Annotated in this window: 12 protein-coding genes and 1 pseudogene; 2 read left to right on the top strand and 11 right to left on the bottom strand. The window is 68.2% G+C overall.

Features of this window, described 5'->3' with window-relative positions; all coding sequences use genetic code 11:
• Nucleotides 1–239: 239 nt before the first annotated feature.
• From A8G15_RS25735 to A8G15_RS32045, 3 genes and pseudogenes are all read right to left on the bottom strand, one after another.
• Nucleotides 240–656 carry a hypothetical protein gene (locus A8G15_RS25735; RefSeq protein WP_068165876.1) on the bottom strand — a complete coding sequence of 139 codons (417 nt, stop codon included), beginning with the start codon at nucleotides 654–656 and terminating at the stop codon, nucleotides 240–242.
• A 57-nt stretch (nucleotides 657–713) separates the two neighbouring features.
• The gene (locus A8G15_RS25730; RefSeq protein WP_068165875.1) at nucleotides 714–935 is read right to left on the bottom strand and encodes a DUF2510 domain-containing protein; all 222 of its coding nucleotides are present in this window, start codon (nucleotides 933–935) and stop codon (nucleotides 714–716) included.
• A gap of 113 nt (nucleotides 936–1,048) precedes the next feature.
• Nucleotides 1,049–1,183: pseudogene (locus A8G15_RS32045) on the bottom strand (pirin family protein); the annotation flags it as partial.
• 182 nt (nucleotides 1,184–1,365) lie between these two features.
• Between A8G15_RS32045 and A8G15_RS32275 the strand changes: the two are divergent.
• A complete protein-coding gene (locus A8G15_RS32275) occupies nucleotides 1,366–1,500 on the top strand; it encodes a hypothetical protein (protein WP_281180773.1) in 135 nt (44 codons plus the stop codon).
• A gap of 13 nt (nucleotides 1,501–1,513) precedes the next feature.
• Here the strand turns inward: A8G15_RS32275 and A8G15_RS25725 are convergent, their stop codons facing one another.
• The 3 genes from A8G15_RS25725 to A8G15_RS25715 all read right to left on the bottom strand — a co-directional run bounded on the left by A8G15_RS25725 (nucleotide 1,514) and on the right by A8G15_RS25715 (nucleotide 4,450).
• Nucleotides 1,514–1,861: a type II toxin-antitoxin system Phd/YefM family antitoxin gene (locus tag A8G15_RS25725; protein ID WP_245688003.1), complete on the bottom strand. Its 348-nt coding sequence runs from the start codon at nucleotides 1,859–1,861 to the stop codon at nucleotides 1,514–1,516.
• A 111-nt stretch (nucleotides 1,862–1,972) separates the two neighbouring features.
• Nucleotides 1,973–3,715, bottom strand: a complete 1,743-nt coding sequence (locus A8G15_RS25720) for a SulP family inorganic anion transporter (RefSeq protein ID WP_068165873.1) — start codon at nucleotides 3,713–3,715, stop codon at nucleotides 1,973–1,975.
• A 93-nt stretch (nucleotides 3,716–3,808) separates the two neighbouring features.
• The gene (locus tag A8G15_RS25715; RefSeq protein WP_068165872.1) at nucleotides 3,809–4,450 is read right to left on the bottom strand and encodes a TetR/AcrR family transcriptional regulator; all 642 of its coding nucleotides are present in this window, start codon (nucleotides 4,448–4,450) and stop codon (nucleotides 3,809–3,811) included.
• Nucleotides 4,451–4,592: 142 nt separating this feature from the next.
• Here A8G15_RS25715 and A8G15_RS25710 point away from each other — a divergent pair, with 142 nt between their 5' ends.
• Nucleotides 4,593–6,038 (top strand): DHA2 family efflux MFS transporter permease subunit, encoded by a 1,446-nt coding sequence (locus A8G15_RS25710; RefSeq protein WP_082900162.1) that lies wholly within the window; start codon nucleotides 4,593–4,595, stop codon nucleotides 6,036–6,038.
• Here A8G15_RS25710 and A8G15_RS25705 read toward each other — a convergent pair.
• From A8G15_RS25705 to A8G15_RS25685, 5 genes are read right to left on the bottom strand one after another with little or no spacing between them, the layout of a single operon-like run.
• Nucleotides 6,035–6,649, bottom strand: a complete 615-nt coding sequence (locus tag A8G15_RS25705; RefSeq protein WP_068165871.1) for a rhomboid-like protein — start codon at nucleotides 6,647–6,649, stop codon at nucleotides 6,035–6,037. The genes A8G15_RS25710 and A8G15_RS25705 overlap by 4 nt on opposite strands.
• Nucleotides 6,650–6,685: 36 nt before the next feature.
• Nucleotides 6,686–7,045 (bottom strand): DUF5655 domain-containing protein, encoded by a 360-nt coding sequence (locus tag A8G15_RS25700; protein ID WP_068165882.1) that lies wholly within the window; start codon nucleotides 7,043–7,045, stop codon nucleotides 6,686–6,688.
• A 41-nt stretch (nucleotides 7,046–7,086) separates the two neighbouring features.
• On the bottom strand, nucleotides 7,087–7,917 hold the full coding sequence (locus A8G15_RS25695) for an SURF1 family cytochrome oxidase biogenesis protein (protein WP_068165870.1): 831 nt from the start codon (nucleotides 7,915–7,917) through the stop codon (nucleotides 7,087–7,089).
• 28 nt (nucleotides 7,918–7,945) lie between these two features.
• Entirely contained in the window at nucleotides 7,946–8,413 is a 468-nt protein-coding gene (locus A8G15_RS25690) for a low molecular weight protein-tyrosine-phosphatase (protein ID WP_068165869.1), read from the bottom strand.
• Nucleotides 8,403–9,101, bottom strand: a complete 699-nt coding sequence (locus A8G15_RS25685; protein WP_068165881.1) for an HAD hydrolase-like protein — start codon at nucleotides 9,099–9,101, stop codon at nucleotides 8,403–8,405. Before A8G15_RS25685 ends, A8G15_RS25690 begins: the two co-directional genes overlap by 11 nt.
• Between the last annotated feature and the right edge of the window lie 91 nt (nucleotides 9,102–9,192).

Raw genomic sequence — 9,192 nt, 5'->3', positions numbered from 1 at the left:
TTCGAAACCCTCCGCGCCCACCCGAACCCCTTGCCTGCGGATGTGGGCGAGGGGTCTTTCCTTTTCGCGGTCGCGAAGTTGTCGAGGCGCGGTCGGGCGTGTAACAGTTGGTCCGTTGTGTCCGATTCAACTGTCGGCCGTAGAGATCGACCCCCGACCGTTCTCTGTGGCCGCGTCAAGCGCCCCGCCTCAGCTCCCTGGAGGCGGGGCGTTTTCGATCCGGCGGTCGAGACGGGCGATCAGCACAGATGCATGTTCGCCGATCGGACGAAGGCTTCGGCCTCCTCTTCGTCCAGGACGATTCCGTTCACGGCCAACTCGTCCACGGCGTGCCGCCGGGCGGCTTCGTCGGTGAGATTCCGGTCGGCCGTCTTTTCGCACAGCCCGGTTGCGTACACCGCGAGGATCGCGAGCTCGTTGGCGTTCGCGCCGATCCGGGCTTCGGAGAGATCGGCCATGAACCCCCGCATGGCATCGCCTCCCGCTCCCTGGCCGACGATGTCCGCCCAGCTGTCACCGGCGACTGCGCCCTCCGCCGCAGCCGGGCTTCCTGCTGCCGGAGCGGGTACGACGGTGTCCGTGGGGGTGCTGTCGGTGCATGCGGTGAGGGTGAGGGCGGTGAGTGTCGCGGCGATCAGGATGGGGGTTCTCGTCACTTCAAGATCATCTCACTCCGGTATCCGGACACGGCCGACCGTGACGACACGCGTCGGTCACGTGCGCGGTCGAGTGTGCGGGGTCCAGAAGTGACCGTCGAAGTAACGGACGATCGTGGGTTCCTGCGCGTCCGGATACCAGCCCGCCTGAGGAAACGTCGGTGCGAGCTGCGGGGTGTTCGATCCTGTAGCCCTGACGAGCAGTACAACGATCCAGGCGATCGTCCCGACGGCGCCGAGGAGCAGCACGAGAAGGACCAGTACATGCCACGGACTCATTGCACCCATGCCGTCGACATCGCCGATTCGGACAATTCCGTTACTTCGGCACACTTTCGGATTGCGGGTCCGGAGCGCGAGGCCGAGGGGAAGTTGGGGAATCGGCGGGCGAAACTCGCGTGCATCTCCCAGATCAGGATCTCCGCGTCCTCGACGGCCGTGACCCGTTGGCCACCGGGTCCGGTCAGCCGCAGCGCATTCCCGTGCCCGAGGTTGCCCGACCCCTCGATGTCGACGGTGCCGCGTGCGGGCGAAGACGATCGAGTAGTTGATGGTGCAACTATATTCTCGCCCTGCAACACCCTGTGCGACGGACCTGTTCCCCCGGGGTCGGGTGCGCGAAACATACCGACCGGTAACGATGTTTCGGGACGGGACGACATGCACGGTGAGTGACGGTCGTCGTCACGGGAACAGACAGGAGCACCACATGGGTTCGTCCGAAATTCTGCAGTGGATCAGCCAGGGCTATCTCGCCGGTGACCCGTTGGCCACCGCATTGTTCATCCCTGCCTTCTTCATCGTGAACATCGTCAGCCTCGTGACGGGCGGTCCGATTCTCTGATCGGACGCTCGTCTCAGCGACGGTTCGAGTGCTTCTTGCGGTTCTTGCGCTTCTTCCGCTTCTTCCGGGACCGGGTTCTCGGCTCGGACTGCTCCGCGGACGCCGTGCTCTCGGTGGTCGCGGAGTCCTCGGCCGGTGCGGGCGGCGGCAGTGACCGGGCGGCTTCCCGGCGCAGGCTGTCCATGAGTTCGGGGGAGCGGAGCAGGAACGTCGCCTCCCGCAACGCGGTGTACCTGGCCAGCGAGATGAGCACCGCGTTGTCCTGTCCGCCCACGATCTCGACCGCGACCGTGTCGCCATTGACGTCGCGGACCAGGCTTTTCAGATTCTTGCGTGCGGATTTCACCGTGGTCGCTGGCACCGGTGTCGACTCCCTTCGCATTCCGTCCGACTTCGCATCTTCGCATCGACGCGTCCGTTTCGGGCGGGGACACGGCACATCGGACGGCACGGACCGAAGCCGGGCGGCGAATCAGGATTCGGTGGTCCAGTTGACGCCGGTGTGCTCGATGTAGGCGGCGACGGCCTCCTCGACGGTGCCGAAGAAGTGCGCCGGCTCGATGGCCTCGGCCAGGCCGTAGCGGTCGATCTTCGTCCGCACCGGCGTCTTGAGCTCGGCGAACACCAGCGACGTGCCCTGGGCGTCCAGTTCGCGGTCGAGCTCGAACAACACGTCCGCCGCCGTCGTGTCGACATCGGTGATCGGTTCGGCGGCGACGAGGATCCACCGGGGTTTCGGATCCTGGCGGGCCAGGCGCCGCACATTGTCCCGGAACGTCTTGACGTTCGCGAAGAACAGCGGCGCGTCGAATCGGTAGATCTCGAGCCCGACCAGATGCCGCGCATTCGGATGCACGGTGACGTCGTGGAAACCCTCGAGGCCGGGAACCCGGCCGAGCACCGTCTGGTACGGCCACCATGCCCGCCGGAAGATGTTGAGGATCGACAGCACCACCGCCACGGCGATGCCGGGAAGCACACCGAGGATCGCGACGCCGAGGATCGCGACGCCGAGGAAGGCCGCGATCGACAGCCAGAACTCGGTCTTGCGCTGGTGCCACAGCCGGACCGTCCCGGGAATGTCGGCGAGCGACAGCGACGCGGTGATGACGATGGCCGCCAGCGCGGGCTGCGGAAGATCCCGGAACAGGCCGGGCAGCAGCACGATCATCACGAGGATGAGGACCGCACCCGTGAGTCCCGTGAGCTGCGTCTTCGACCCCGAACGTTCGGCGACCGCGGTCCGCGAGCCGCTCGTGCTCACCGGGAAACCCTGGAACAGACCGGCGGCCAGGTTGGCCGCGCCGATCCCGACCATCTCCTGGTTGCCACGGATCTCCTGGCCGGTGCGTGCGGCGAACGACGATGCGGTGGAGATCGTGTCGGTCAGCGACACCAGCGCGATCCCGAGTGCGCCGGCGAACAGCAGGCCCAGGTCGGCGACGCCGACGTGCGGAATCGTGAACGGGGGGAAGCCCTGGGGCAGTTCTCCCACGAGGGACACGCCGCGGTCGGCGAGGTCGAACGCCGAGGATGCCGCGATCGCGAGCACCACCATCACCAGCACCGCCGGAATCTTCGGGACCCACCGCTGCATCGCGAGGATCAACGCGATCCCGCCGACCCCCACGGCGACCGCCGCCCCGTTCGCGTCGCCACCGGCCACCCCGTTCAGAAATCCGGTGACGTCGCCGAAGAAGTTCTCCGAGTCCACCGAGAATCCGAACAGCTTCGGCAGCTGACCGACCAGGATGGTCAGGGCCAGGCCGTTCATGTAGCCGATCATCGTCGGCTTGGAGATGAGGTCGGCGATGAAGCCGAGCTTGGCGACCGACGCGAGGATCATGATGACGGCGACCATGATCGCGAGCATCGAGGCGAGCGCGACCGCACGCGCCGGATCGCCGCCGGAGGCGACGAGCGGCAGGATCGTCGCGGCGATCATCGGTCCCAGCGACGAATCCGGACCGAGCACGAGGATCCGCGACGGGCCGAACACCGCGTAGGCGAGCAGGCACAGGATGCTCGTGTACAGACCGGTGATCGGCGGCAGTCCGGCCAGCTCGGCGTAGGCCATGCCCTGCGGGACGAGCAGCGTCGACAGCACGACCCCGGCGACGATGTCCTTCGCGAGCCAGCTCCTGCGATAGGAGGCGGCGGACTCGATCCCGGGCATCACTCGGAGCAGGGAAGCCGCCGTTCGCCGCTGCGTCATCGCTACATTGTGCGGTCGGCAGGGGGCCGAAGCACGCCGAATGGTCCGCTCTGTTCGCGGCGTGGATCCGGGCCGGCCCGCGGCCGGCGACCGTCAGCCGGAGACGACCTCTCGGAGTTCGCGGCGCGTCGCCCGGTAGATCTCCACCAGGTCGGCATCGTCGCCGCCTTCGACGCGTGCGACCCACGCGTCGAAGGCGATCCGTCTGGCGACCGCCGCGGCTTCGATCAGCAGCCGCGCGTAGGACGGGGAGCGGACGGACGCGACCTTCCGCGCGACCTGTTCGGTGACACGGCAGACGGCGATGGCGTCGGCCGCGACCGCGGCCCCGCGCAGATGATCGTCCGAGGCGATGAGCCGGCGAGTCCGGAGCAGCCGCTCCTTCACGTCACCGGACCCGTTCATGAGGCGGCACAGGGACCGCTCGTACAGCGCCTCGATGCCGTCGAGATCGACGTCCTCCGGCGGGACCGAATCGAGCCACGCGGTGATCTCGGCCTCGAACTCGCGGTCGGACCCGCAGACCGAATCCTCCTTGGTCGCGAAACACCGGAAGAACGTGCTGGGGGACACGCCGGCGCGACGGGCGATCTCGTCGACCGTCGTCGAGGCGGCACCGTGCAGTTCGAACAGGTCGAGCGCGGCTCGGTTGATCTCGAGAAGCGTCTCCTGCCGCCTGCGTTCGCGCAGGCCGAGGGCGGGTGGGTGTGAGGTCGCGTTGTTCTGTTGAACCATCTCTGCTCCAGCGGGGCACCTGAAAACCGAGGCCAATTAAACCGGAAAACAATTTGACAGTCACTTCCACATAGGGAGAGACTTTCGACTCCAGCGCGACGGCCGTCGCGATCGACCGTTCTCCCCAGAAAGTTCCTCGGACATGCAGACACCACAGGCGCACGAGCACCTGGACACCCACGCCGACGAGGAACTCGCGCCGGGAAGCAGGCTTCTGATCGGCGTGCTGGTCGTCGCGGCGTTCGTGATGATCCTCAACGAGACGATCATGAGCGTCGCGCTGCCGCGGCTGATGGTCGACCTCGACATCCCCGCGAGCACCGCCCAGTGGCTCACCACCGGCTTCCTCCTGACGATGGCCGTCGTCATCCCGATCACCGGGTACCTGTTCCAGCGCTTCACACTGCGGCAGATGTTCATCGCCTCGATGGGGGTGTTCAGCCTCGGTACGCTGCTCGCGGCCGCCGCACCCGGATTCGGGCTGCTGCTGGCCGGACGCGTCACCCAGGCCGTCGGCACGGCCATCATGCTTCCGTTGCTCATGACGACCGTCCTGCGGGTCGTCCCGGCCAGCCGACGTGGCCGGATGATGGGCATCATCTCGATCGTCATCGCGGTCGCACCCGCCATCGGGCCCACCATCTCCGGCATCGTTCTCGACGCGCTCGACTGGCGGTGGATGTTCTGGATCGTCCTGCCGATCTCGCTCGTCGCGTTCGCCGTCGGATCGGCCCTCGTCAAGAACGTCACCACCACCGGCAAGGCACCGCTCGACGTCGTGTCGGTCGTGCTGTCGGCGCTCGCGTTCGGCGGCATCGTCTACGGGCTGAGCAGCATCGGCCACTCGTCGGAGGAATCCGCCGTTCCGGTGTGGGTTCCGCTCGCCGTCGGAACGGCCGCACTGATCGTGTTCGTGCTGCGCCAGATCTCCCGGCAGGCCGACGGACGCGCACTGCTCGATCTGCGGCCGTTCTCCACCCCGGCCTTCAGCCTCGGCCTCGGCATGCTCGCCATCAGCATGATGTCGCTGTTCGGTGCCCTGATCCTGCTGCCGCTGTACCTGCAGAACGTCCGGGAACTCGACACCCTCACCACCGGCCTGCTGTTGCTGCCCGGCGGTCTGGTCATGGGTGTGCTGTCGCCGTTCGTCGGCCGCATCTACGACCGCACCGGACCGCGGCTGCTCGTCATCTCGGGCGCGGTCGTCGTCGCGGTGGCGCTGTGGCTGATGGCCATGCTCGACACCGGGTCGCCGCTCCCGATGGTCGTGCTGATCCACTCGCTGCTGATGGGTGGCCTCGCCTCGGTCATGACACCGCTGATGACCTCGTCGCTCGGGTCGCTGCCGGACGACCTCTACTCGCACGGAAGCGCGATCTTCAGCACCGTCCAGCAGCTGGCCGGTGCCGCCGGCACGGCCCTGTTCGTCACCGTCATGACCATCACCGCCACCTCGCGTGCCGGTGAGGGCGCCACCGAGATCGACGCCGCCCAGGCCGGTATCCACACCGCCTTCCTGTACGGCGGGGTCGTCTCGCTCGTCGCGGTCGCGGTGTCGTTCCTCATCGGCCGCCCGGCGCGCACCTAGACGACCGCGGCGCGCCGCCGCGTCAGCGGGTAACAGGCGAACCCGATCAGGGCCGCGGTGAAATGACCGATGTCGGTGAAGGTCAGTGCACCGAACAGCGGGATCGCGTAGACGGCCAGGACGACGCCCGCGTAGAAGTACCGCCACGACGCCGGGATCCGGTATACGAGCACCGCGACCACCCCCGCCAACGCGTAACTGACACCCACGTCCAGGGTGTTCACCGCGGAGGCGGGGGCGTCGCCGTGCCGGATCGCCAGATAGAGCAGGCCTTCGCTCAGGTAGGTCGCGCCCACGTGCGCGAGGACCACCACACCGAGCCAGCGCGGGGTGCCGAGCCACCGTTCGGCGGGGGCATGGAAGACGAGGTAGAGGATCGAATACCAGATCCAGCCGCCCCCGGCGAGCCAGAATGCGCTGGAGACCAGAACCCGGACCGGATCCTCGGCGAGGTGATGCAGGTTCGTCGACCTGGCGCCGAGCACGTCCTGCAGCGTGGCGGGCGGCAGATACCGCGCGATCGTCGAGGTGACCGACAGGATCGCGAGCCATACGAACGTGCCCGGTGCGCGGCGAACGAACAACCACACCCCTGCGGCCGATCCCGACACGCCCTCATTGTGCCGGACCCCGGATCACCGCATCCGTCAGTGCGCGTCGGTACCGGCGGTCTTGTACGACTCGGCCAGCAGCGTCGCGACGTGGTCGTCGAGCTGGTCCGGGGTGACGATGCTCAGCCGGTGTGTGGTGACGGTGTCCGTCGTCGGGAACGCCTCCCGCAACTGCGGATGATGGACCCGCCGCCGCAGATCGATCGCGATCTCGAGCCGCGTCGAATACACGAACGCCGCGGCGAACACGCGGTCGCGTGCCCACGCGACATCCGACCGGCGCACCCGTTCGTCCACATCGGAACCGAGCGCCAGGACCATGTCGCGGAACCGGAGGAACCCTTCGACGCCGGCCGGATCCTTGTCGGCCAGATAGTCGTCGACGGACACGTACATCGGGTGCTCCTCGGGCGTTTCGCGGTTGTCGTGAGGGTCGCTCACCGCGACCTGCCGTAGCGGTCGGCGAGCTTCTCCTCGGTCGTGCGCGGTGCCGGCGGCGTCTCCGGATCCGGCACTCCGGCGGCCTGCGCCTTGGCCTTGCGTCGTTCGCGCAGCTCCGCCCACACGACGTAGCCCAGCCCCAGCGGCGCCATGATCCCGAATGCCAGCCACTGCAGGCCGTAGGACAGGTACGGACCGGCGTCGAGCTGCGGCAGCGGAATGGTGCCGAGGCCACCGGGCTGCCCGTCGGCGAGCTGCAGATAGCCGCCGGCCAGGCCGATTCCGGTCGCGGACGCGACCTGCGGGGTGTCGATGAAGTACACCTGCAGGAACCCGGCATCCCGGAACGGTTCCTTGCCCGGCACTGTGCCCTCCGACATGCGGATGCGCGCCTCGAGGGTCACCTGCCCGGCCGGGGCCGCGTCGATCGGCGGAACCTCGGTGCCCCGAACTGGACGGACGAACCCGCGATTGACCAGCACCGTCTGCCCGCTGTCGAGGACGAACGGGGTGAGCACCTCGTAGGCGGGCTGCGCGTCGACGCTGCGCAACCGCACCAGCACGTCCGAGTTCGGCAGGTAGCTGCCGGTCGCGGTGACGCGACGCCACTCGTCGTCCTGCGCGGGCTCGTCGCCGTCGAGCAGGTCGCCGACCGGAACGGGATCCTGCGACAACGATTCGGCGATCCGGTCGTTGCGTTCCTCGGTGCTGGTGTTCTTGCCGAGCTGCCACGGTGCCAGCACCGTGAAGCATGCGTAGGCGAAGCCGACGACCACCAGGGCCAGCAACAACCAGCTCGGGCGCAGCAGAAACTTCAGACGTCGCACGTGTCCACGGTAGACGGTGAGCCGGGCCTCACCGCTCCCGCACCCATGCGAGCAGGCCCGGAATCGCCGCCTCGATCTGTTCACGCACCAGCTCGAACTCCGGCAGACCGCCGTAATAGGGGTCCGGGACCGAATCGCCGTCGGCATCCGGATCGAAGCTGCGCAGCAGGGCACGGCGTTCGGTGGGCACCCCGAGATGCGCGAGCGCCCGGTCGTGCCCGGACGCCAGAGCCACCACGAGATCGGCGTCGAGATGCTCGGCACCGAGCTGCGCGGCGTGGTGACCCGTCGGATATCCGTGCCGTTGCAGTACCGCGTCGGTTCGGGGATCGGCCTCGGCGCCGACGTGCCAGCCGTGCGTGCCTGCGCTGCTCACACGGACCCTGCCGTCGAGACCTGCGCGCCGCAGATGATCGGCGAAGATCTTCTCGGCCATCGGAGACCGGCAGATGTTGCCGGTGCACACGAACGTCACGTGCAGAACGTCAGCGCTCACCGGTCAGAATCCTCCCGAGCTCGGCGACGCTGCCGACCGCCGCGTGTGCCAGTTCGGATTCCTCGGCGGCACCGTAGCCGTATTCGACGAACACGGTCGGGATGCCGAACCGGCCCGCACCGTGCACGTCGTGCTCACGGTCGCCGACCATGACCACGCCGGCGGTGCCCCCGTCGGCGGCTTCGACGGGCTCGATCCCCAGCGCGGCCAGGCTGTGCGCGACCACGTCGTCCTTCGCGCGGCGGATGCCGTCCGGGCTGGCCCCGCCGATGAACTCGAATGCCTCGGCCACCCCGAAGTGCCGCAGGATCCGCTCGGCGAACACCTCGTTCTTCGACGTCGCGACCGCGAGCCGGCTACCGGCGCCGCGCACCGCGTCCAGCATCGCCTCGACCCCGTCGAACAAGGCGTTCTCCGCCCAACCGGTATCCGCGTAGTACTCGCGGTAGGCGGCGGTGCCCCGGTCCACCTGCGCGTCGTCGAGACCGAGGGCGCGCAGCGAATCGGTCATCGGCGGGCCCAGCAGCCGCACGAGGTTGCCGTCGGGCACGTCGACGCCGAGCGTCGCCAGTGCGTGCCGGAAACCGTTGATGACACCGGTTGCGGAATCGGTGAGGGTGCCGTCGAGGTCGAACAACACCACCGGCGACGGCAGCACCGGCGGGCGGGAGTCGACGAGGAGAGTCACCTGCACATTGTCCCTGCTGCCCGCCCCGGCCGCCGCGTAGGGTCGTGGCGGAACGACGGTGGACAGGCGTCGGAACGACGGAGGACAGGCG

Source organism: Rhodococcus phenolicus, from assembly GCF_001646785.1.
Classification (GTDB): domain Bacteria; phylum Actinomycetota; class Actinomycetes; order Mycobacteriales; family Mycobacteriaceae; genus Rhodococcus; species Rhodococcus phenolicus.
The sequence above is the reverse complement of the archived record's forward strand: the minus strand, read 5'-3'. Positions and strand labels throughout refer to the sequence as shown.

What these genes read in the sequence shown, in the direction of transcription:
- A8G15_RS25730 (WP_068165875.1), bottom strand. Translation starts at nt 935, where the DNA reads ATGAGTCCGTGGCATGTACTGGTCCTTCTCGTGCTGCTCCTCGGCGCC.
- A8G15_RS32275 (WP_281180773.1), top strand. Translation starts at nt 1,366, where the DNA reads ATGGGTTCGTCCGAAATTCTGCAGTGGATCAGCCAGGGCTATCTCGCC.
- A8G15_RS25720 (WP_068165873.1), bottom strand. Translation starts at nt 3,715, where the DNA reads ATGACGCAGCGGCGAACGGCGGCTTCCCTGCTCCGAGTGATGCCCGGG.
- A8G15_RS25715 (WP_068165872.1), bottom strand. Translation starts at nt 4,450, where the DNA reads ATGGTTCAACAGAACAACGCGACCTCACACCCACCCGCCCTCGGCCTG.
- A8G15_RS25710 (WP_082900162.1), top strand. Translation starts at nt 4,593, where the DNA reads ATGCAGACACCACAGGCGCACGAGCACCTGGACACCCACGCCGACGAG.
- A8G15_RS25700 (WP_068165882.1), bottom strand. Translation starts at nt 7,045, where the DNA reads ATGTACGTGTCCGTCGACGACTATCTGGCCGACAAGGATCCGGCCGGC.